The sequence below is a fragment of the Erwinia persicina genome, assembly GCF_019844095.1.
GTDB classification, from domain to species: domain Bacteria; phylum Pseudomonadota; class Gammaproteobacteria; order Enterobacterales; family Enterobacteriaceae; genus Erwinia; species Erwinia persicina.
Genome location: NZ_CP082141.1, coordinates 2,444,558 through 2,467,265, shown reverse-complemented (window position 1 = coordinate 2,467,265; position 22,708 = coordinate 2,444,558). Strand labels below are relative to the sequence as shown.

19 protein-coding genes and 1 riboswitch are annotated in these 22,708 nt (G+C 60.2%); of the genes, 16 read left to right on the top strand and 3 right to left on the bottom strand.

The window, feature by feature from the left end:
- Nucleotides 1-108: 108 nt before the first annotated feature.
- Nucleotides 109-504, bottom strand: coding sequence for a (R)-mandelonitrile lyase (locus tag K6L24_RS11165; RefSeq protein ID WP_202939964.1), 396 nt, complete (start codon nucleotides 502-504; stop codon nucleotides 109-111).
- A gap of 452 nt (nucleotides 505-956) precedes the next feature.
- On the opposite strand from K6L24_RS11165, the gene K6L24_RS11160 reads away from it, so the two are divergent.
- The 6 genes from K6L24_RS11160 (at nucleotide 957) to K6L24_RS11135 (ending at nucleotide 9,327) form a co-directional block, all read left to right on the top strand.
- Complete coding sequence (locus tag K6L24_RS11160) at nucleotides 957-3,053, top strand: TonB-dependent receptor (protein WP_191928136.1); 2,097 nt, start codon at nucleotides 957-959, stop codon at nucleotides 3,051-3,053.
- Between the two features lies 1 nt (nucleotide 3,054).
- Entirely contained in the window at nucleotides 3,055-3,960 is a 906-nt protein-coding gene (locus tag K6L24_RS11155; RefSeq protein ID WP_245006683.1) for an ABC transporter substrate-binding protein, read from the top strand.
- Nucleotides 3,957-4,946: a FecCD family ABC transporter permease gene (locus K6L24_RS11150; protein WP_062743305.1), complete on the top strand. Its 990-nt coding sequence runs from the start codon at nucleotides 3,957-3,959 to the stop codon at nucleotides 4,944-4,946. Before K6L24_RS11155 ends, K6L24_RS11150 begins: the two co-directional genes overlap by 4 nt.
- Nucleotides 4,939-5,970, top strand: coding sequence for a FecCD family ABC transporter permease (locus K6L24_RS11145; protein ID WP_222681461.1), 1,032 nt, complete (start codon nucleotides 4,939-4,941; stop codon nucleotides 5,968-5,970). Before K6L24_RS11150 ends, K6L24_RS11145 begins: the two co-directional genes overlap by 8 nt.
- Nucleotides 5,971-5,982: 12 nt before the next feature.
- A complete protein-coding gene (locus tag K6L24_RS11140) occupies nucleotides 5,983-6,771 on the top strand; it encodes an ABC transporter ATP-binding protein (RefSeq protein ID WP_137268601.1) in 789 nt (262 codons plus the stop codon).
- A 594-nt stretch (nucleotides 6,772-7,365) separates the two neighbouring features.
- The gene (locus K6L24_RS11135; RefSeq protein ID WP_245006682.1) at nucleotides 7,366-9,327 is read left to right on the top strand and encodes a methyl-accepting chemotaxis protein; all 1,962 of its coding nucleotides are present in this window, start codon (nucleotides 7,366-7,368) and stop codon (nucleotides 9,325-9,327) included.
- A gap of 64 nt (nucleotides 9,328-9,391) precedes the next feature.
- On the opposite strand, the gene K6L24_RS11130 is transcribed toward K6L24_RS11135, so the two are convergent.
- Nucleotides 9,392-9,601 (bottom strand): YdgH/BhsA/McbA-like domain containing protein, encoded by a 210-nt coding sequence (locus tag K6L24_RS11130; RefSeq protein WP_062743301.1) that lies wholly within the window; start codon nucleotides 9,599-9,601, stop codon nucleotides 9,392-9,394.
- Between the two features lie 381 nt (nucleotides 9,602-9,982).
- Between K6L24_RS11130 and K6L24_RS11125 the strand changes: the two genes are divergently transcribed.
- The 4 genes from K6L24_RS11125 to K6L24_RS11110 all read left to right on the top strand — a co-directional run bounded on the left by K6L24_RS11125 (nucleotide 9,983) and on the right by K6L24_RS11110 (nucleotide 13,265).
- Complete coding sequence (locus K6L24_RS11125; RefSeq protein WP_222681460.1) at nucleotides 9,983-11,170, top strand: aminotransferase-like domain-containing protein; 1,188 nt, start codon at nucleotides 9,983-9,985, stop codon at nucleotides 11,168-11,170.
- Between the two features lie 353 nt (nucleotides 11,171-11,523).
- A complete protein-coding gene (locus K6L24_RS11120; RefSeq protein WP_222681459.1) occupies nucleotides 11,524-12,186 on the top strand; it encodes an NAD(P)H-binding protein in 663 nt (220 codons plus the stop codon).
- 1 nt (nucleotide 12,187) lies between these two features.
- A complete protein-coding gene (locus K6L24_RS11115; protein ID WP_222681458.1) occupies nucleotides 12,188-12,817 on the top strand; it encodes a Rossmann-fold NAD(P)-binding domain-containing protein in 630 nt (209 codons plus the stop codon).
- Between the two features lie 100 nt (nucleotides 12,818-12,917).
- Nucleotides 12,918-13,265, top strand: a complete 348-nt coding sequence (locus tag K6L24_RS11110; protein ID WP_137268606.1) for a hypothetical protein — start codon at nucleotides 12,918-12,920, stop codon at nucleotides 13,263-13,265.
- 44 nt (nucleotides 13,266-13,309) lie between these two features.
- Here K6L24_RS11110 and K6L24_RS11105 read toward each other — a convergent pair whose 3' ends face one another.
- Nucleotides 13,310-14,584 carry an MFS transporter gene (locus tag K6L24_RS11105; protein WP_118664150.1) on the bottom strand — a complete coding sequence of 425 codons (1,275 nt, stop codon included), beginning with the start codon at nucleotides 14,582-14,584 and terminating at the stop codon, nucleotides 13,310-13,312.
- Nucleotides 14,585-14,787: 203 nt separating this feature from the next.
- A riboswitch (guanidine-I (ykkC/yxkD leader) is annotated at nucleotides 14,788-14,886 on the top strand.
- A gap of 55 nt (nucleotides 14,887-14,941) precedes the next feature.
- On the opposite strand from K6L24_RS11105, the gene K6L24_RS11100 reads away from it, so the two are divergent.
- From K6L24_RS11100 to uca, 6 genes are all read left to right on the top strand, one after another.
- Complete coding sequence (locus K6L24_RS11100; protein WP_118664149.1) at nucleotides 14,942-16,000, top strand: putative urea ABC transporter substrate-binding protein; 1,059 nt, start codon at nucleotides 14,942-14,944, stop codon at nucleotides 15,998-16,000.
- Nucleotides 16,001-16,023: 23 nt separating this feature from the next.
- Entirely contained in the window at nucleotides 16,024-16,839 is an 816-nt protein-coding gene (locus tag K6L24_RS11095; protein ID WP_191928127.1) for an ABC transporter permease, read from the top strand.
- Nucleotides 16,836-17,654, top strand: coding sequence for an ABC transporter ATP-binding protein (locus K6L24_RS11090; protein ID WP_062743291.1), 819 nt, complete (start codon nucleotides 16,836-16,838; stop codon nucleotides 17,652-17,654). Before K6L24_RS11095 ends, K6L24_RS11090 begins: the two co-directional genes overlap by 4 nt.
- Nucleotides 17,638-18,342, top strand: coding sequence for an urea amidolyase associated protein UAAP1 (locus K6L24_RS11085; protein ID WP_222681457.1), 705 nt, complete (start codon nucleotides 17,638-17,640; stop codon nucleotides 18,340-18,342). The genes K6L24_RS11090 and K6L24_RS11085 overlap by 17 nt, the downstream gene beginning before the upstream one ends.
- 11 nt (nucleotides 18,343-18,353) lie before the next feature.
- Nucleotides 18,354-18,989, top strand: a complete 636-nt coding sequence (locus tag K6L24_RS11080) for an urea amidolyase associated protein UAAP2 (protein ID WP_062743289.1) — start codon at nucleotides 18,354-18,356, stop codon at nucleotides 18,987-18,989.
- 89 nt (nucleotides 18,990-19,078) lie between these two features.
- Nucleotides 19,079-22,675, top strand: coding sequence for an urea carboxylase (gene uca, locus K6L24_RS11075; RefSeq protein WP_222681456.1), 3,597 nt, complete (start codon nucleotides 19,079-19,081; stop codon nucleotides 22,673-22,675).
- The last annotated feature ends 33 nt before the right edge of the window (nucleotides 22,676-22,708 follow it).

The following is a 22,708-nucleotide window of genomic DNA, read 5'->3' as shown; positions in this document are numbered from 1 at the left end:
GCTAAATAGGGTCAGTGTAATCCTTCCCCTTCACTGATGCGAAAAATTCATAAGTCAGGACGCTAAAGGATCCGGCGGCAGGGGCCGGGTCCCGGCGCAAAAGCAGCATTAACCCGGATATTGCGCCTCGCTGACGTGTTCCAGCCAGTCCACCACTTTGCCCTCCTGTGCTTCGGCAATGGCAATATGGGTCATCGCGGCATCGGCTCCGGCCCCGTGCCAGTGCTTAACGTCGGGACGGATCCAGACAATATCTCCGCAGGCAATCACCTGGGCTTCTTTGCCCCATTCCTGCACCCAGCCCTGACCTGCCGTGACAATCAGTGTCTGCCCAAGCGGGTGGGTGTGCCAGGCGGTACGCGCACCGGCGGAAAATGTCACGGTTGCACCGCCTGTACGGGCCGGTGCGCTGGCGTTAAAAGGGGCATCGATGCTGACCGTGCCGGTAAAATAGTCAGCCGGGCCTGTGACAGCAGGTTTACTGCCGCTTTTAATAATCTCAATCATGACGTCTTCCTCGTGTTGTGAGCTTCCATCTTAGGCCATTTCAGCAGGCGAATTGAGTGCGCCGGGCATATAGACGTCATGAGTTGAACTCATTAATCGCCGCTTTTGTCAGGAATAAGCCTGTTTTACCGGCGCGTGTAGACCCTGTTACGCTAATTTTGAGACGGTAACATGTGATCTTGATCACATTTTAAAGCAAAAGAAAGACAAGAACCGGGCAGTGAGAAAGGCGTGCTGAATCTCTTTTTATTATTTTAATTCAGTGGGTTGTGCAGGGGAGCATCGATTCTCTTTCACAGTGTAAGCAAGGCGTAAGGAAAAATGTCTAATTATTCCGGTTGTTACCGTAAATGATAATGATAATAATCCCATTCGCATTTTCACTGGTGCCGTCAGGCGCATTTAGCCTGCCCGAAGGGCGGGTTTTCCCCAGGTAAAAGGATCGTGAGATGAAAGTCAGGGCGCTATATTCGCTGATGCCACTGCTGCTGGCAGGGCCTTTGTATGCAGAAGAGACGGCGGGCGATGGAGCGGATATGGTGGTCAGTGCCAGCCGTACCGCCAGTGAGAAAAAAGATTCGCCGCAGGTCGTCACCATCATTACAAAGCAGCAGATTGAGCAGCAGAGACAGATCACCTCTGACACCTCGCAGATCCTCAGCAACCTGTTGCCCTCTTTCTCACCCAGCCGGCAGAAAATGAGCGGCAGCGGTGAAACCCTGCGCGGCCGCACGCCGCTGGTGATGATTGACGGCATTCCGCAGTCAAACCCGCTGCGTCCCACCGGGCGGGAAATGCATACCATTGATGCCTCAATGATTGAACGCATTGAGGTGATCCACGGCGCGAACGCCAGTAACGGCATCGGCGCGGCAGGTGGGGTGATCAATCTGATCACCAAACGACCGGAGCCGGGGGCGCTGAATCAGCATTTTGGTATCGAAACCTCATCGCCCACCTCGCAGCTGAAGGGCGATACCATGAGCTATAAGTCCACCTACAGCGTGAATGGCCGGGAAGAGTATCTCGACTACCTGTTCTCGGCGAGCTATGAGGATCAGGGCCTGTACCTTGACGGTAACAACCGTCCGGTCGGCGTAGATAACACCCAGGGTGACCTGATGGATTCACGCGCCTATGACCTGCTGGGGAAGGTGGGCTACTGGCTGGACGACGATCAGCGTATCCAGCTCAGTGCCAGCTATTACCAGCTTAAAGGTAAGAATAATTATCTGAGCGTCACAGGGGATCGCGATCGCGGCATTCCCACCACCTCGATCAAGGGTACCCCGGAAGGCGATGCGCCGCATAACAGCGTGTGGAACACCGCGGTGACCTATGACAACTACAACCTGGCCGGCATGCAGCTGACGGCGCTGGCGTATTATCAGCATTATGAAGCCCTGTTCGGTTCTGCGCTGTCCGGTTCATTCCAGGATCCCAGCATTGCGCCTGTCGGTACGCTGTACGATCAGTCGCGTGCGGTCACCACCAAGTACGGTACCAAGATGGCGCTGACCAAAGCGGATATCTGGGACGACTATCTGAAGGTAACGCTGGGCTTCGATACCCTGTTTGACCAGTCGAAGCAGGATCTGTGGGGAACCGGGCGTACCTATGTCCCGGAAATCAAATACACCGACCTGTCACCGTTCTTACAGTTGGAAGTGACACCCGTCGAATCGCTCAAGCTGTCGGGCGGCGTGCGCTATGAGTATGCCCGCCTGGACATCGACAGTTACCAGACCATTGCCAGCGCTAACAGCGTCACGGTGGAAGGGGGCAAGCCGGACTTTGATAAAACGCTGTACAACGTCGGTGCTGTCTGGACGCCGGTAGCGCCGCTGAGCCTGTTTGCCAACTATTCGCAGGGCTTTGCCATGCCGGACGTGGGCCGCGTACTGCGCGGTATCAATCAGCCTGGCATGAGCGCCGGCACCTTCCTGAATCTGCAGCCGATTGTGACGGAGAATACCGAATACGGCTTCCGCGTGGATCAGCAGCCGTTTGACTTTGAACTCAGCTACTACGAGTCAAAGTCTAAACTGGGCAGCCGCGTTGACCGCGTCGGGGATATGTATGTCACGCGCCGTGAGAAAACGAAGATAGATGGGTTTGAAGGTACGCTGGGCTATGCGGTGAACGACGATCACCGTCTGAAATTGAGCTACTCCCACATGCGCGGCCGCTATGACAGCGATGATAACGGCAGCCTGGATGCGAAACTCGACGGCCTGAACGTCTCTCCCGACCGCATTATTGCCAGCTGGTCTGCCAACTGGTCACCTCAGTGGACCTCGTTTATTCAGGCCAACTGGGCGCTGAGTCGTGAGTTTGATGAGGAAGATAAAGACTTTACCGGCTACGCGCTGGTTGATGCTGCCGTGGGCTACAAGCTGCCGCGGGGACAGCTTAACCTGGCGGTTTCCAACCTGTTTGATAAACAGTACATGACCTATTATTCGCAGAGCGCGCTGGTGGAGCCTGACCGCTATTTCTCCGGTCGTGGACGCACGGTGACGCTGGGCTACAACGTTGATTTCTGAGGTGTTACCCTGTCCTGAACGACGCTATCTGCTGCGGCTGGGGGCAGGGGTTATTGCCGCCTGTTTTCTGGCCCCGGCCCGCGCCGCACCTGCGTCGCTCAGGGTGATCACGCTGTTCCAGGGGGCCACCGACGCCGCGGTGGCCCTAGGGGTGATCCCCTGCGCGGTCGTGGACTCCTGGAGTGAAAAACCCACTTACCGCTATCTGCGTACGGCACTGCAGAATGTGCCGCATGTGGGTCTCGAAACCCAGCCCAGCCTGGAAGATATCGTGCTGCTGCGGCCGGACGTGATTATTGCCTCCCGCTTTCGCCATCAGGCACTGGCACCGCTGCTGAAACAGATCGCGCCGCTGGTCATGCTGGATAATGTGTTTGAATTCAGAGAGACCGTCCGCGCCGTGGGTGCGGCGGTCAATCGTCAGCAGGGTGCCCGGGATCTGCTGACCCGCTTCACGCAGCGTGTCACCCGGCTGCGCGGCCTGCTGGCGCAGCATTTTGCCGCACGCTGGCCGCTGACTGTTTCAGTGCTGGATATCCGGGCTGACCACCTGCGCAGCTATCTGCCGCAGAGTTTTCCCGGCACGATCCTCAGCGAACTGGGTTTCACCTGGAATGAAGCCGCCCGGCAGGGAACGGGTGTGTCGATCAAACTGAGCGGACGCGAGAGCCTGCCGGTGGTCAACGCCGACCTGTTCTTCGTGATGCTGCACGCGGAAAAAGCCGTGGTGCGGGAAAACTACCAAAGTCTGGTCAGGCATCCGCTGTGGCAGCAAATGCAGGCACCACAGCATCACCGGGTGTGGCAGGTGGACAGCGTGACCTGGGTGCTCTCAGGGGGGATAATCGCCGCGAGTGCGGTGCTGGACGACATTGAACGTCTGCTACTCACGGAGCCGGCAGCATGAGCCCCGCGCTGAAACTCGGCCTGCTGACGCTGTTGCTGGCCGTCGCGGTGGTGCTCAGTCTGATGACCGGGGCCAGCTGGATCTCTCTGCCGCAGGTCTGGGGCGCACTGGTCCGCCATGATGCCATGAACCTGCAGCATATCCTCGTCACCACTTCCCGTCTGCCGCGCACCCTGATGGCGCTGGCCGTGGGGGCCAGCCTGGCGGTAGCCGGCGCGCTGATGCAGGCGCTGACGCGTAACCCGCTTGCGTCACCCGGCCTGTTTGGTATCAATGCCGGCGCGACTTTCCTGATTATTCTCGGCAGCTCGCTGTTTTCCGTTGCCTCCCTGAACAGCTTACTGTGGTGCGCCTTTACCGGCGCGGCGCTGGCAGGCACGCTGGTGTGGACCATCGGTACGGCCGGGCGCGGCAGCTTAAATCCACTGCGCATTGTGCTGGCGGGGGCGTCGATCACCGCCCTGTTTACCGCCTTCAGCCAGGCCCTGCTGGTCATCGATCAGCAGGGCCTGGATACGGTGCTGTTCTGGCTGGCCGGATCGCTGACCGAACGTGAGCTGTCTGCAGTCTGGCCCGTTCTGACGCTCAGTGGGCTGGGGCTGGCGGTGGCACTGCTGTTTGCCGGGCAGCTGAATGTGATGAACGCCGGAGACGACATCGCCACCGCGCTGGGACAGCACGCCGGACGCATCCGGCTGCTGCTGGCAGGGCTGATTGTGGTGCTGGCCGGCTGTGCCGTTGCGCTGGCCGGCAGCATTGGCTTTATTGGACTGGTGGTACCGCATATGGTGCGCAGAACCCTTTCCATTGACCACCGCTGGCTGCTGCCGGGCTGTGCGGTGGGCGGGGCACTGCTGCTGCTGCTGGCCGACATGCTGGCGCGGGTGGTGATCCTGCCGCAGGAGGTGCCGGTCGGCGTGATGACCGCACTGTTCGGCGCGCCATTCTTTATCTGGCTGGCACGGCGCGGAGGACGATATGGATAAAGTGATCACCTTCCGGCGCGGCGGTTTCTCCCGGCAGATCAACCTGAGTACCGCAGGGCGTGTGCTGCTGGCGACGGGCGCACTGCTGCTGGTCATGCTGCTGTCACTGACTCAGGGTAAGGTGACAATGTCACCTTTAACCGTCCTGCGGCTGCTTTTCAGCGACGATCCGGGCGGTATGACGTTTATTATTCAGCAGCTGCGCCTGCCGCGTATCGTGCTGGCGGGACTGGTGGGCGGGGCGCTGGCGGTATCAGGGCTGATCCTGCAAAGTATTATCCGCAATCCGCTGGCCTCGCCCGACCTGCTGGGCATCACCAGCGGTGCCGGCACCGCCGCCGTGCTCTATCTGGCCTTTTTCAGCCTGACGTGGGGCGACGGCCTGCTGCCGCTGGCGGTCATGGCCGGAGCCGGGCTGGCAACCAGCTGCGTCTGGCTGCTGGCCTGGAAGCGGGGCGCTTCACCGCTGCGTCTGGTGCTGATCGGCGTGGGTATCTCGGCGCTGCTGGGGGCGGTGACCACGCTGGTGCTGGTCTTCAGCCCGCTGACCACCACGCTGTCGGCGTACCTCTGGCTGACGGGCAGCGTCTACGGTGCCACCTGGTCACAGGCGACAGCGCTGGCACAGTGGCTGCTGGCGATCCTGCCGCTGCTGGTCTGGCTGGCACGACAGGCGATCGTGCAGCAGCTGGATCCGGGCCTGGCGGGGGGGATTGGCGTGCGCGTTGAGTGGCAGCGCGGCGGGCTGCTGCTGGTAAGCGTGGCGCTGGCCGGCGTGGCGATTGCCTGGGGCGGAGCGATGGCGTTTGTCGGGCTGATTGCTCCGCACATTGGCAAACGGCTGGTTTCCCCGGGGTTTACCGGACAGGCGCTGATGAGCGCCCTGGTGGGTGCCATGGTGCTGATGCTGGCTGACCTGATCGGACGGGTGCTTTTTCTGCCGGCCGATCTGCCCGCGGGCATTTTTGTCGCCGTGCTTGGCACGCCATTCTTTTTATATCTGCTGATCGCACAGCGTCACTAAGGAAACTGAGTTATGACGGCCATTGCCGCCCGCAGTCTGACCCTGAGTTACCAGAATCAGACCATTATTGACGATCTGGACATTACGCTGCCAAAGGGCAAAGTGACGGTGTTGATCGGCAGTAACGGCAGCGGTAAAAGCACGCTGCTGCGCGCATTTGCCCGCCTGCTTAAACCTCACAGCGGCTCGGTATGGGTCAACGGGGGAGACATCCAGCAGAAATCCACAGTCAACGTGGCGCAGGAACTGGCGATCCTGCCGCAGAATCCGGTGGCCCCGGAAGGGATTAACGTGCGCCAGCTGGTGAGCCTGGGGCGTTACCCGTGGCAGAACTGGCTGCAGCAGTGGTCAGCGCAGGATGAGGCGGAAGTGGACGCCGCCCTGCAGCGGACGGGCACCACCGCACTGGCAGACCGCCCGGTTGAAGCGCTCTCTGGCGGGCAGCGGCAGCGGGTCTGGATTGCCATGACGCTGGCGCAGAACACCGGCATTCTGCTGCTGGATGAGCCCACAACCTTTCTCGATCTGGCCCATCAGATTGAGGTGCTGGATCTGCTGCGCGACCTTAACCGGCAGCAGAATAAAACCATCGTCATGGTGCTGCACGATCTGAACCTGGCCTGCCGCTACGCCGACCATCTGATCGCCGTCCACCAGCGGGGCGTGGTGGCTCAAGGCGCACCGCAGGCGATCCTCAGCGAGGCGCTGGTAAAAACCGTTTTTGACCTCAACTGCCGTATTATTGACGATCCGTTCTACGGCACGCCGCTGGTGATCCCGTTAAGCCGGGATCACGTCTGAGGTGCTGTCGCTAGCGGCCGCACGTCTGCAGGCAGCGCTGCAGGGTGCTGCTGCAGCCGCTGCCGCTGTCACGGTCGCAGCGGCTGTTTTCAACGTAACACCGTTGCGTGCAGCTGCTGTCCGCCGCCGCGTGTGTCTGGGGTAAAAGGCAGGTAAGCAGTAACAGGATCGTTATTCTCATCATCATTCTCCGCCGTCATTTCACATCTCCCTGTTTATTCTGGTGCAGAAAAGTCCGTCTGGCGACCTGATAAAGCATGGCCTCATGCTGCGCCTCTCCTGAGCCGATTGATCTCGACAGGGGGGACATATTCTTTAACGTACTGGCTGCCATTCCCTGGCTAGCTTCGCCTGGAAAAGGAAGGGAAAGGCTGGCACTGGCCATTCCTGATGGCGTTATTGAGGTACCGAAAAGAACAATAAAAACAGCGGGCCGGCACGGGGGCGGTTCGGGTGCTCAACCCCTGTTAAGGCTTTCGCTGCCCGTGCCGATAACCAGTGCACAGCGGCGGGGGGCCTCTTCTCCTCCGGCCGCTTCATCGCTAATGGATTGCACAGACCAGTCACCCCTCTTTCGTCCCTGAGTAGGCAATAATGAGTCATTCTTCTTTCTGGAACACAGCCGCCCGGCTAAAACGGAGCGGTCGTCAGCCGCGTGCCGGTGTCTTTGACGCCCGCCGGCCGCCCGCCAGCATGAACGCGCTGGGTTTAAGCCGCCACAGCGCCGGGCTGCTGCTGAGTTTTGTTCCCCCTGAGGCTGAATTCAGCCGCGTAAGCCAGGCCTGGCAGAGCCTGAACAGTTCGCGCCGCAGCGTGCTGACCCTTTCTTCAAACGGTGCACTGTGCAGCGGCCGCGGGCACAGTACCTATTGCGATGGCGCAGGTCAGCAGGGAAGCTGGCTGTGGCTGCCGGAGAGCCTGGTCGCCCGTCATGAAGTGCATGAGATCGACCTGCACGTGCAGGATACCCGGACGGCCCGGCAGCGCGTGGATGCTATCCAGCGTGAGCTGGAACGGATGACCGTCAAAATGCCGTTGTCGGCCGGGCGCACCTTTGCGCTGATTTTCTGTGACGGCTTATCCGCCTCCGAAGGCTTTCTGATGCAGGCCTGGTATGCCAGCGGACGTTTTCCGTGCCTGGCAATTGGCGGTTCTGCCGGCGGCACGCTGGACTTTGACGGCACCTGGATCGGCAGTGGAGGGCGGATCCTGCAGGGCAAGGCAGTGATCGTCTTTTGCCAGATGGCGGAAGGCAAGTCCTTTGCGCCATTTAAAAGCCAGAACTTTGCGCCCACGGCGCAGAGCTGGCTGGTGGCCGACGCGGATCCGGTGGCACGTACCGTCACGTCACTATTCGACGCCAGCGGTCGCCAGCATAATGTGATTGAAGCGCTCTGTTCGCACCTGCAGTGCACACCGTCCGGTTTGCAGGCCCGTCTTGCAGGGCTGACGTTTGCGGTGAAAGTCGGGGAGGAGTACTTTATCCGCTCAGTGGCAACCTTCCATTCTGACCGGCTGCAGTTTTTCTGCGATCTGGAATTTGGCGACCGTCTGCACCTGCTGCAGGAGACCGACTTTGCCGCCGCCACCCGCACGGACTGGGAGGCATTTACCGGGCGCTACGGCCAGCCGGCGGCGCTGCTGCTGAACGACTGCGTGCTGCGCCGGGTCGGCAATCAGGCCCGTCTGCCGCAGGCACACTTTTTTACGGCTATCCCGTCGGCCGGGTTCTCCAGCTTTGGTGAAATTCTCGGGGTGCCGATCAATCAGACGCTCTCGGCGCTGGCCTTTTTCAACCAGCCCTGCGATGCGATGCAGGATTTTCCGGTGCAGTATGCCGCTTACGCCAGCCATTACGCCCAGCGGGCGCTGCGTCGCTGGGAGGCGCTGAATGCCCTGCAAACCCGGATTGTTAATCAGGTTGTGGCATACCAGCAAAAGCTGGATCCCCTGATGCAGTCGCTGCCACTGCTGGAGAACGCGACCCGCAGTCAGAGCGAGGCGCTGACGGCGGCGGAGAGTAATATCCGCTCCATCAGCGACGCGGCCTTACACAGCCAGCAGGCCCAGCATCAGCTCAGTGCCGGGCTGGATGAGTTAGAAACCATCTCCGCCGGGATCACCACCATCAACAGCGGCATCAGTAATATCGCCTTCCAGACTAATATTCTCGCGCTCAACGCGGCGGTAGAGGCTGCCCGCGCCGGAGAGGCCGGTCGCGGTTTTGCGGTGGTCGCCAGCGAAGTTCGGCGGCTGGCGCAGTCTTCGAAAGATCAGGCAGAGGCAACGTCGCACAGCATCCGCGACGCGGTCAGCACGATCCTGAACATTCGTAAGGTCGCGGTCGACACTGTGGAAAGCGCCCGCCAGATGGCGCAGGAGAGCATTGATGCGGCCAACGCCATCGCGGCGATGAGCAGTCAGACGGCGCATGAACGAAAAAGCATCAGTGACAATCTTGATAAGCTGAATGAGATGACCAGCGGTATGGATGCGATGCAGGAGGCGGTGGTGCAGCTGAAGGTATTGCAAAAACTGGTGGCATCGGAGTCGTGACGCTGTCTTTTTAACGTCAATAAAAAAGCCCCTTTCGGGGCTTTTTTTTAAATCAGAATGCCACTTATTTAATCAGTTCAGCGGTCATGTGCACGCCGTTGTTAAAGTTGGCTTCGGTGATTTTGTAGCTGCTACCAGCCTGCTGAGCCTGCGCGGCAATCTGCGCTTCTGCTGCGGACAGCGTAGAGGCCGTCGCAGTCACGCTCTGGGCAAAGCTGCCGAAAGAGATCAGAGACAGAGCAGCAACAGCGACGAAAGTTTTGATGGTTTTCATAATGTATTCCTCAGGGTATTTTTATAAGGTAAGGCGTGTCGCCTTGATGTGATAAATACTACGCCTGCTAATAATCAACTGATAGCGGAATAAATTGCCATTAACGTTCAAAATAGTTGAATAAAATGGGTGTGACGTAGCTCACAAAAAACACCCTGATGTCCGCGATTTCTCTGGTCGCGTCAGGCGAAATAAAAGGCTTTCAGCGGCTGGCGGCCTGCCATGGTGACGCAGGCAGAAGAACGAGAACTGCGGTTATCTTTTAGAGAAACGGCGTTAAAAAACTCCATCAAACTGAAATAAAAAGTTAATTAATTGACAGCTTATACTGATTTCTCATAACGTTATTCCAGCCCAATACCCTTAAAGAGAATACGGAACATGACCACGCGTTACGCGGACAGAATGGAGGGTGTGAAGCCTTCGGCCATCAGGCAACTGCTGCAGTTCGGTGCAGATCCCACGATTATTTCCTTCGGCGGCGGTTATCCGGATTCCAGCCTGTTTCCGGCGCGGGAACTTCAGGCTATTTTTGGCGAGCTGCTTGCAGGCCCTGGCGAAGTCTCGCTGCAATATACTCATTCCACCGGGATGCCGAAGCTGCGCCAGCAAATCGCGCAGCGTATGGCCGCGGACGGTATCGTCTGTGAAGAAGATCAGGTGCTGATCCTGCAGGGCAGCCAGCAGGGGCTCGATCTGGCGGCCAGGCTGCTGATCAACCCCGGTGACCTGATCGCCACCGAAGCCCCGACCTTTCTTGGCGCGTTAATCGCCTTTAATACCTGCCAGCCGGGCTATCTGGCGATCCCGATGGACGAGCAGGGGCTGATGACCGACGTACTGGAGCAGAAGCTGAAACAGGGGCAGCGCATTAAGCTGCTGTATACCGTCCCGGACTTCCATAACCCAACCGGAATAACGCTGTCGCTGGCGCGTCGACAGCATCTGATCCAGCTGGCCAACCAGTATGACTTTATTATTCTGGAAGACTCGCCGTACCGCGAAGTCCGCTATCAGGGGGATAAAGTGCCCACGCTGAAAAGCATGGATACGCAAGGACGGGTGATTTACTTCGGCAGCTTCTCCAAAATCCTCGCCCCGGGCCTGCGCCTTGGCTGGTCAGTGGCCTCTGCTGAAATCACCGAGAAGCTGGGCCTGCTGAAGCTGGCGGCGGATACGCAGTGCAGCACCCTGAACATGGCTGCAGTCTCGATGTATCTGGAAAGGCACAATATCGACGATCATATCCAGACCATCAAGGCGCAGTATCTGCGTAAGAAAGAAACCATGCTGTCGGTGGTCAGAAGCGAATTCCCGCAGGGGATCAGCTGGACCGATCCTGACGGTGGCTTGTTTACCTGGATGGAGTTCCCGGAAGGTTTTGATACGGCGAAATTTATGCTGGAGCATGCGGTGCCAGAGGCGAAAGTGGTCTGGGTGCCGGGTGCCACCTTCTTCCCGACCGTGCAGCGCGACAACTTTGCCCGCTTCAGCTACTCCACCCACGGTGATGAAAAAATCATCAGGGGCATGACGGCGCTGGCCGAACTGCTGAAAAAACACCTCTGACCTGCCTCAGCGGCGCCGGACGGGTTTCGGCGTCGCCTTATTTGTCATCTGTTATCTGGAAGTCACATAGCGCCACTGTAGGGTGGTTTTCTGCGCTGTACTCAGTGGGTCATTCATCTTCTTCAGCAGCAGGCTCACTGCCTCGCGTCTAATCTCCTGCGACCTCGGCTCAACTATCGACAGCGGTGGCGAGATCCTGTGCCCCCGGTGCCATCAAATCCGATCACCACTCCATCCTGCGGCACCCAGAGCGCCGATCGCCGATACATTCCAGCTTACATTGCCCCGAACTGCGAGGCGGGTCACAGTGAATAAGCTAAGATGTAAGACAAGTTCATTTTCCGGAGATCGTGATGAGTAAGGTATTTATTATTGGTGCAGCAGGCCAGATTGGCCGCCGTCTGGTGAGCCAGCTGGCAGAGCAGGGCCATCAGCCGGTGGGGCTTCATCGTCATAGCGAACAGGGTGAGCAACTGAAAAGTCTGGGCGCGGATACCGTGCAGGGAGACCTGACGGCCCTCAGCGTGGCTGACTTTGCCGGGCTGATGCGCGGCTGCGACTGTGTGGTCTTCACCGCCGGTGCGGGCGGTAAAGGCGGTATGGAAACCACCAATGCTATCGATGGCAAAGGGCTGGAGCTGGCGGTCGCCGCGGCCGCACAGGCCGGTGTTGCACGTTTTCTGCTGGTGTCTGCCTTCCCGGAAGCCGGGCGGGGTAAAGCCGGGTCGGACACCTTTGAAAACTATATGGCGGTGAAGAAGCAGGCCGATGTGCATCTGGCTGCCAGCGATCTGGACTGGGTGATCCTGCGCCCCGGCACGCTGGTGGACGATGCCGGCAACGGCAACGTCACCGCCGGACTGGCCATCCCCTATGGCAACATTTCTCGTGATAACGTTGCTGCCGCCCTGGCAACCCTGGTCGGACAGCCGCAGGTGACGCACAAAATCATCGAACTGACCGATGGCAGCACCCCGGTGGTGCAGGCGATTGGCCAGTTCGCCGGGAGAGCCTGAGATGAAACTGCTGCTGGTCGGGGCCAGTGGACTGGTGGGCGGGCACCTGTTGCGGCTGGCGCTGGCGGACGCCCGGGTCAGCTCGGTGGTGGCCCCGGTGCGGCGCACGCTGCCGGCACATCCCAGGCTGCTGGCCCCGGTCGTGGATTTCGACCATTTACCCGAGGCGGCGGACTGGTGGCAGGTTGATGCGATGATTTGTACGCTCGGCACCACTATGAAGCAGGCTAAAAGCCGTGAAGCGTTTACACGCGTCGACTATCACTATCCGCTGGCCTTCGCCCGGCGGGTCAGAGCGCAGGGCACCGCGACCTGCGTGCTGAACTCTGCGGCTGGCGCCCGTGTGGACTCGCGCTTTTTCTACAACCGGGTTAAGGGGGAGCTGGAGCGCGATCTGGCCCGGTTGGGGTTTGCCTCGCTGACGCTGGTCCGGCCGGGCCTGATTGGCGGTGAGCGTCAGGCGCCTCGTCCGGTGGAATCGCTGATGATGCGCATACTGAGCGTGGCGGGGCCTGTCCTGCCCAAAAGCCTGCGGCTTAACCCGGCGGAAAATATTGCCCGGGCGCTGCTGGCCTCTGCGCTGAACGCACCGCCGGGGCAGCATATTGTCCCGGCGGCGGCGCTGAGTTAAAAAAACAGGCGTGATCTCGCCGGGTAAAGTCCGGCATAATCCGGCACGGTGTCTGTCAGCGGCTGGCGTTGACGGCAGTGAATGAAAAATGGATTACGTCATGAAACGTCATGCGATCAGGGTGGGGCTGTTTATTGCCTGTGCGGTGCTAATGGTGGCGGGCTATCAGACATTACATATGGGGTATGCCAGCCATTATCAGATCGTTTCTCACCGCAGCGTGGGATTAATGTTTGTCTCTTTTTATTTTTATTACCTTGCCTGCCCGGCATTGCTGATAATGGCTTTTGTTCCCTGGCGCTGGGGCAGTGTGGTCTGTGTATCCATTCTCAGCGTCCTCTTTTTCTTGTGGTTTCCCTATCATCCGCTGCGGGTGCTCGGCATGGCCGCCTGCACCCTTGGCAGCGCTCTGCTGTTAACGGCACTCCGGTGGCGGTTAAAGGTGTAATGATGTTGCCGTTCGCCAGAGCCTGCCTGAACGAACGGCTGCCATCACTCATCCAGCGACCGGCGGTGGTCGTCAGCCCGCAGCGTCATCAGGGCGGCGATGCTGACAACGGCGGTCGCCATCACGTAAAACGCCGGAATATCATTATTACCGGTTTGTTTGATCAGCCCGCTGATAATTAACCCTGCGCAGCCAGAGAACAGGGCGTTAGAAAGGGAATAGGCCAGCCCCAGCCCGGTATAGCGAACGTGCGTGGGGAACATCTCAGACAACATGGCGGGCCCCGGGCCAGCCAGCAGGCCCACCAGCCCTCCCGCAAACATCACCACCAGGCACTTCACCAGCAAACTGATGTCGGGCATCTGCAGCACCTTCAGCAGCGGCCAGGCAAAGATCAGCAGCATCACGCTGGCAAATACCATCACGTTACGGCGGCCGAGGCGGTCGCTGAGCATCCCCGCAGGCAGGATGGTGAGGGCAAAGCCCACATTCGAGAGCACGGCAATCACCAGCGCCTGGTTCAGCCCGGTGTGCAGCACCGACTGTAAGTAGGTCGGCATCACCACCAGATAGGTATACCCCGCCGCCGACCAGACCATCACCCGGCCAATGCCCAGCAGGATCACCCGGAACACCAGCCCACCGCGCGGCGCATCAGGCTGCGCTTTTGCCTGATTAAAGGTCGGGGTTTCTTCCAGCTGCATACGCAGCCACAGGGCCACCAGGCCCAGCGGCAGCGCCGTCAGAAAAGGTATTCGCCAGCCCCAGCTATGCAGCGCCTCGTCGCTCAGGGTCGCTGTCAGCACCGCGACCATCGCCGCCCCGGCCAGCAGGCCAAAGGCGACAGTCAGCGACTGCCAGGCGCCATACAGGCCGCGTTTGCCTTTCGGGGCGAACTCGGTCATCAGGGAAACCGCACCGCCGTACTCCCCGCCGGCAAACAGCCCCTGAAGAATGCGCAGCAGAGTGAGGATCAGCGGGGCGGCCAGGCCGATAGAGGCATAAACCGGTACCAGACCAATCGCCGCGGTGGTCAGCGTCATCAGGATCAGCACCGCCACCAGCGTGGGCTTGCGGCCTATCCTGTCACCGATACGGCCAAACACCATCGCGCCCAGCGGGCGGAAGAAAAAGGCAATGGCGAAGGCGGCCCAGGTCAGGATAATGCCCGTCAGGGCTGATTCGCCCTGCAGGGTGAAAAAGTTGCGGGCAATGACCGTGGCAAGAAAACCGTAAACCGCGAATTCATACCACTCAATAAAGTTGCCGACGGCACCGGCAATCAGCGCTTTTTTTCGTAACTGTTGAGACTGTGTCATGGTTCTCCGGCCTGCAGGTAAGATGAGACGGGCGTTTATTTCCACACTGCACACTTCTGATGCACTCTGCCAGAAAATGATGCCCCATCGACGATCGTTTTACGCAAAGCGTTAACGGTAACTCACTGTTTTACTGCTAAAAGCATTCTGGCACAACTTTTGCTCTGTTACTGACAGCAGCAGCGTTACACCGATAACTGATCACAATAGCAGGCTAGGGTTCCGGTCCACACGGTGGATGACTGGTCCGAGAGCTGGCGACCTCGGTTGGGGTTACACGGCGGGATAAAAGCCCGGGAGACAGCAACACCTCTGGTGTCGCGCTGCCCCGTATTTTCCGCCAACACCGAGGTTACAATGAAACTTGCCCGCATCCTCAGCATTTGCCTTCTCAGCGCGACGGCGCTGGTCAGCCTGCCTTCCCAGGCCGCCGCAAAAAAAGAATTTAACGTCTGCTGGACCATTTATGCCGGATGGATGCCCTGGGGCCAGATTGCCAGCGCCGGCATCATCGACAAATGGGCGGCCAGATACGGCATTAAAATTCACGTCACCCAGCTTAACGACTATATCGAATCCATTAACCAGTACACCGCCGGCCAGTTTGACGGCTGTACCATGACCAATATGGATGCGCTGACCATTCCGGCGGCCGGGGGCGTGGACTCTACCGCGCTGATCCTCGGCAGCTATTCCGAAGGCAACGACGGCGTGGTACTGAAGGGAAAAGGTAAAACCCTGAAGGATCTGAAAGGGATGAAAGTCTACCTGCCGGCGCTGTCGGTGTCCCACTATCTGCTGGTGCGCGGGCTGGAAAAAGCCGGGTTGCAGGAAAAAGATGTCACCGTGGTAAACACCTCGGATGCCGATATTGTCTCTGCCTTTGCTACCAACAGCGTGCAGGCCGCCGTGGCCTGGAATCCACAGCTGTCAGTAATCAAAAACACCCCCGATACCACCGAGGTCTTTGAGTCTTCCCAGGTGCCCGGCGAGCTGATCGACATGATGGTGGTCAACAGCGCGGTGCTGAAAGATAACCCGGCCCTCGGTAAAGCCCTGACCGGCGCGTGGTATGAAATGATGGCGCAAATGAAAGCGGGCGATCATGCCGCGCTCAGTGCCATGGCCTCTGCCTCCGGCACTGACCTCAGCGGCTACCAGGCGCAGTTAAAAACCACCCACCTGTTTTACACCCCGGCCGATAATCTTGCGTTTGTCAGTGGCGCAGCGCTGGTGAAAACCATGCAGCGCGTGGCGGACTTCTCTTTTGAAAAAGGGCTGCTGGGTGACGGCGCACAGAGCGCTGACTTTATCGGCATGAGCTTCCCCGGCAACGTTACGCAGGGCGACAGCGGCAACATCAAACTGCGCTTTGACGACAGCTACCTGAAAATGGCGGCGGCCGGCACCCTGTAATTCATCCCTGAGGAGCCTGCACCATGCGGCAAATTAACCGACACCCTGACCGGGGCATGCACGTGATGCTGGTCCTGCTGCCGTTCGTGCTGGTCATCGCGGCGTACTTTATCGGCTCGGCAGTGCGGCTGGACGCCAATCCGCACGACAAGCTGCTGCCCGGGCTGGGGCAGATGATTGATGCGGTACAGCGTATGGCGTTCACACCGGATAAACGCAGCGGCGACTATCTGCTGTGGATGGATACTGCCGTCAGCCTGGGCCGGCTGTTGATCGGGCTGGGGATCGCTTCCGTTCTGGGGCTGGTCTTCGGCATTGCCTCCGGGGTTTTTCCGCTGTGGCGATCGCCGCTGTCGTCGTTTATGACGGTGGTTTCCATGGTGCCGCCGCTGGCCATTCTCCCGGTGCTGTTTATCGTCTTCGGACTGGATGAGCTGTCGAAAATCATGCTGATCGTCATTGGCATCACGCCGGTGCTGGCACGTGACCTGGAGCAGCGGGCGCGGGAGATCCCGGCAGAGATCCTGATCAAGGCACAGACCCTCGGTGCCAGCAGTTGGACGGTGGTACTGCGGGTGGTGTTACCGCAGTTACTGACCCGGCTGCTGACCTCGCTGCGCCTGCTGCTGGGCTCCGCCTGGCTGTTTCTGATCTCCGCCGAAGCGATCTCTGCCACCGCCGGACTGGGATACCGCATCTTTCTGGTGCGCCGCTATATGGCGATGGACGTGATCCTGCCGTACGTCATCTGGATCACGCTGCTGGCCTGGCTGATGGATCTCGGGCTGCGCCGCCTTAACCGGCTGTGCTTCCCCTGGGCTCAGGGAGAAAAATCATGAGTTTTATCGAAGTCAGACAGCTGTGGCAGGAGTACGGCAACCACGTGGTGCTGGAAAACCTCAATCTGAGCATCCGTGAAGGGGAGTTCTGTACCCTTGTCGGTGCCTCCGGCTGCGGTAAATCCACCTTTCTGCGCCTGCTGCTGGGGCAGGAAAAACCCAGCCGTGGCCGCCTTCTGCTGGAGGGGCAGCCGCTGAAGGCCGAACCGGACCCCAGCCGGGGCGTGGTCTTCCAGCGCTACTCGGTGTTTCCGCATCTGAACGTGCTGGATAACGTCGCCATCGGTCTGGAACTGTCGCAGGCACCGCTGATCGGGCGTCTTTTTGGCCGGCGCAAAAAAGCGGCGCGCGAGCAGGCGGCGGAGATGCTGGTGCGCGTGGGATTAGGTCACGCTCTGGAAAAATACCCTGCCCAGCTGTCCGGCGGGATGCAGCAGCGGCTGGCGATTGCGCAGGCATTTATTATGCGCCCGCGCATCCTGCTGCTGGACGAACCCTTCGGCGCGCTCGACCCCGGCATCCGCAAAGATATGCATGCGCTGCTGCTGTCGCTGTGGCAGGAAACTCAGCTGACGGTGTTTATGGTCACCCACGACCTGTCAGAGGGGTTCAACCTCGGTACCCGGCTGCTGGTGTTCGACAAAGTGCGTATTGACCCGCACGAGCCGAACGCCTGGGGGGCCCGCATTACCTACGATCTGCCGCTGAATGAAACCCGACTGCGGCAGCGTCAGTCGCCCGGTACGGTGATCCCACACCCGGCACTGGCGACCCTTTCCCTGAATCAGGAGATATCCCATGACCCATCCCTGTGAAGAAACGTTACCCGGCGGCGGTCACACCTCGCTGGTGATAAAAAAAGGCCAGCTTCTGCGCCTCACTGATACCGACGGCGGGGCCAACGTCAGCCTGATGCTGTTTAACGCCCATGAGAAAAGCGAACGGCTGAATCTGCCGGACACGCTGAAAGGGCAGCACACCGCCAGACTGACGGCCGGGCACTGTCTCTATTCTGATATGGGCCGCGTGCTGGCGGCGATTGTCACCGATACCTGCGGCTGGCATGACAGCTTCGGCGGCGTGCTGAACGCCAGTGAAACGGCAGAAAAATACGGCCAGGGGCGCTATCAGGAGCGGCGCAACGACTTCCATCGCAACGGGCTGGATAACCTGCTGGTGGAAATGGGCAAATGGAACCTCGGTCTGGAGGATCTGCACATGGTGCTCAATCTGTTCAGCAAGGTCACCGTTGATGCGCAGGGCGCCTTCACCTTCCACGACGGTCACTCCGCGCCGGGCAGCACGGTAGAACTGTATGCCCCGATGGACGTGCTGGTGGTACTGACCGCGCTGCCACACCCGATGGATCCGAACCCGGCATACCGCCCGTGCTCGGTGCAGATAAGCCTGCACGATGCCAGCGATGCGGTGACCGCAGGGTGCAAAACGTCCCGCTCGGAAAACCAGCGCGCCTTCGACAACATCACGCGCTTTGCCCTTTAAGGAGCCCCCCGATGACATTAACTGCCAGTGAAAAACAGCCCGCTGAGGCGGTATATCGCCACACCATCCCGGCCGGGGAACCTTTTCTGTTTGAGGTGAAAAAAGGCCAGACCGTCCGGCTGCACGATCTGGAGGGTAACCAGGCGGTGGATACGCTGTTCTACAGCGCGGCCAGCCCGCGTGAGCGCTATGACGCCCAGCGTACCCTGCGCCGCCAGAACAATGCCTACCTGACGACCGGCAGCGTGCTCTATTCCAATCTGGGCAACCCGCTGCTGACCCTTGTTGCCGATACCTGTGGCCGTCACGACACGCTTGGCGGTGCCTGTTCTCAGGAAAGCAACACCGTGCGTTACCACGCCGGGACCCGGCATATGCACAGCTGCCGCGACAATTTTCTCTGCGCCTGCCTGCACGACGGGCGGCTGAATAAGCGGGATATTACCGCCAACATCAACTTCTTTATGAACGTACCGGTAACGCCGGAGGGGGGGCTGACTTTCGAAGACGGTATTTCCGCCGCCGGTAAGTACGTCGAGCTGCGCGCTGAATGCGATGTCATTGTGCTGATCTCCAACTGTCCTCAGCTCAATAATCCCTGCAACGGCTGGAACCCGACCGCTGCCGAAGTGCTGGTGTGGAACTGATCGGCTGATTAAACGCTGTTATCCCCTGAGGACGACCTCAGGCGGCCATGATTCTGGCGGGACGGCCCGCCCTGGTGTGAGTCTTCCTGATGTTCAAAAAACTGCTGATTGCTAACCGTGGCGCGATTGCGTGCCGTATTTTACGTACCCTGCGTGAGATGGATGTGACGGGGATTGCCGTATTTTCCGAATCGGATGCCAGCAGCCTGCACATCCGCGAGGCCGGCAGCGCCATCAGTCTGGGAGAAGGCCCGGCGGCGCAGACCTATCTGGACGTGGAAAAGATTATCGCCGCCGCGCGGGAGAGTGGCGCAGAGGCCATCCATCCGGGGTACGGTTTTCTTTCGGAAAACGCCGCGTTTGCCGACGCCTGTGAAGCGGCGGGCATCGCCTTTATCGGCCCGACGGCCGAACAGCTGCGCCTGTTTGGCCTGAAGCATACCGCCCGGGCGCTGGCGAAACAGCAGCAGGTGCCGCTGCTGGAAGGGACGGACCTGCTGGATGACGTGGATGCTGCGCTGGCAGCGGCCCGCGTGGTGGGGTATCCGGTGATGCTGAAAAGTACCGCCGGCGGCGGCGGCATCGGTATGCGCGTCTGCCATGATGACGACAGCCTGCTGCAGGCCTTTGACGCGGTAAAGCGTCTGGGCCAGAACAACTTCAGCGATGCCGGGGTATTTATTGAAAAATACATTGCGCGCGCCCGCCATCTTGAAGTGCAGATTTTTGGCGACGGGCAGGGCGAGGTGATAGCCCTGGGCGTACGCGACTGCTCGGTGCAGCGGCGCAATCAGAAGGTGATGGAAGAAACCCCCGCCCCGAACCTGCCCGATGGCATGGCGGAGGCCCTCTGTGCCGCCGCCATCACGCTGGGCAAAGCCGTCCGCTACCGCAGCGCCGGAACGGTAGAGTTCGTTTACGACGCGGCCGCAGAGCAGTTCTGGTTCCTGGAGGTGAATACCCGCCTGCAGGTGGAGCACGGCGTCACGGAACAGGTGTGGGGCGTGGATCTGGTACGCTGGATGATTGCCCTGGCCGCGGGGGAACTGCCGCCGCTGGCGGGGCTGGAAGTGACGTTGTCACCTAAGGGTCATGCCATTCAGGCCCGGGTCTATGCCGAAGATCCCGGTCGCCAGTTCCAGCCCTCACCGGGGCTGCTGACCGACGTCAGTTTTCCGCCCGCCGACGGCAGACGGCTGCGCATCGATACCTGGGTAGAGTCCGGCTGCGAAATCCCGCCGTTCTTCGACCCCCTGCTGGCGAAAATCATCACCTGCTGCGCTACCCGTGAGCTGGCGATGGCCGCGCTGGATGACGCACTCAGTGAAACGCGGCTGTACGGGGTGGAGGTCAATCGTCAGTATCTGCGGCAGATCCTCCACTCAGCGCCCTTTGCCCGCGGCGAACCCTGGACGCGTTTCCTTGACGGGTTAAGCTACCAGGCTACCACGGTCGAGGTGCTGAATGCCGGGACGCAGACAACGGTACAGGATTATCCCGGTCGTCTCGGCTACTGGGCCGTGGGCGTGCCGCCGTCCGGCCCGATGGATGACCGGGCGCTGCGCTTTGGCAACCGCCTGCTGAATAACCCCCCCGACGCCGCCGCGCTGGAGATCACGCTGACTGGCCCGACGCTGCGCTTCAATACCGCCAGCGTGGCGGTGGTCTGCGGCGCGCCGGTGACGCTGATGCTCGAGGGGAAAACCCTGCCGATGAACTGCACGTTCGCCATTCCGGCGGGCGCAACCTTAACGCTGGGCAGTATGGAAGACGCCGGGGTGCGCAGCTATCTCTGCCTGCGCGGTGGAATTGTGGTACCGGACTACCTCGGCAGTAAAAGCACCTTTACCCTGGGTCAGTTTGGCGGCCATGCGGGGCGGGCACTGCGCACCGGGGACATCCTGCACCTCACTACCCTGACTGACTCCGGTGCTGGCGTTACGCTGCCACCGGCGCTGGTGCCACATTTGCCGGCATGCCGGATACTGCGGGTGATCTACGGCCCCCACGCGTCACCGGAGTATTTCACCGCGGATTACATCAGTACCTTTTTTGCGACCGACTGGGAGGTTCACTTTAACTCTAGCCGCACCGGGGTGCGCCTGATCGGCCCGAAACCCGAGTGGGTCCGCGACAGCGGCGGCGAGGCCGGGCTGCATCCGTCCAATATTCATGACAATCCCTATGCGGTGGGCGCGGTGGACTTTACCGGCGACATGCCGGTGATCCTCGGCCCGGACGGCCCGAGCCTCGGCGGGTTTGTCTGCCCGGTGACGGTGATCGAAGCCGACCTGTGGCAGATTGGCCAGCTTAAGGCTGGCGACAGGCTGCGCTTTGTGCCGGTCGATATCGCCACTGCCCGGCAGCTTTACGCCGGGCGTCAGGCGGAGCTGGACGATCTTATTCCGTCAGAACCCGCGTGGCAGCCGGCGGCGCTGACCTCGCCGGTGGTGCTGGATCGGGGGGAAAAGGATGCTCGCCTGGTGGCACGCCTGTCCGGCGATACCCACCTGCTGCTGGAAATCGGCGCGCCGGAGCTGGATCTGGTGCTGCGCTTTCGCGGCCACGCGCTGATGCAGGCGCTGGAAGCCCTGAATCATCCGGCTGTTATTGACCTGACGCCGGGTATCCGGTCACTGCAAATCCACTATCAACCCGATCGTCTGCCGCAGGAGGAACTGCTCGGCATTATCGACGGGCTGTGGCAGAAGGTAACCGGTCTGCAGGATCTGCGCGTACCGTCACGGGTCGTCTGGCTGCCGCTGTCGTGGGACGATCCCGCCTGCCAGCAGGCGATTGATAAATATATGACCACGGTGCGCCGGGATGCCCCATGGTGCCCGAGTAATCTGGAGTTTATCCGCCGCATTAACGATCTGCCGGATATCGACACGGTCTTCGACACGGTGTTTGCCGCCAGCTATCTGGTGATGGGGCTGGGCGATGTCTATCTTGGCGCGCCGGTCGCCACTCCCCTTGACCCGCGCCACCGGCTGGTGACCACCAAATATAACCCGGCACGCACCTGGACGGCGGAAAACTCGGTAGGGATTGGTGGGGCGTATCTGTGCGTGTACGGGATGGAAGGGCCGGGAGGCTACCAGTTTGTCGGACGCACGCTGCAGATGTGGAACCGCTACCGTGAGGTGGCCGACTTCGGCGGCAAGCCGTGGCTGCTGCGCTTCTTCGACCAGATCCGGTTTTACCCGGTTTCCGCAGAGGAGCTGCTGCGCATTCGCCGCGATTTCCCGCTGGGGCGCTATCCGTTACGCATTGAGCAGACCGAACTGGCCCTGTCAGACTACCAGCAGTTTCTGATGGCAGAAGCGACAGGCATCAGCGATTTCCGTCAGCATCAGCGCGCGGCGTTCAACGCCGAACGTGAACGCTGGATCGCCAGCGGCCAGGCGCATTTTGACAGCCAGGAGGCCGCCGCCGGGTTGAGCGAGGACGCCCCGTTAGCCGCCGGGCTGCTGGCCGTGGAAAGCGCGATCGCCGGCAATCTGTGGCAGGTGAAAGGCCGTGTTGGTGACAGTGTCACGAAAGGGGATGTGCTGGTGATTATTGAAGCGATGAAAATGGAGATACCGCTGCTGGCACCGTGCGATGGTGTGATCGAGGAAGTCAGGGTAGAGCCCGGGACGACGGTCCGTGCCGGGCAGTGCGTGGTGGTGATGGGCGTTTAACGTTGAGAAGCGTGGTGCTGGCCTGGGTAAGGT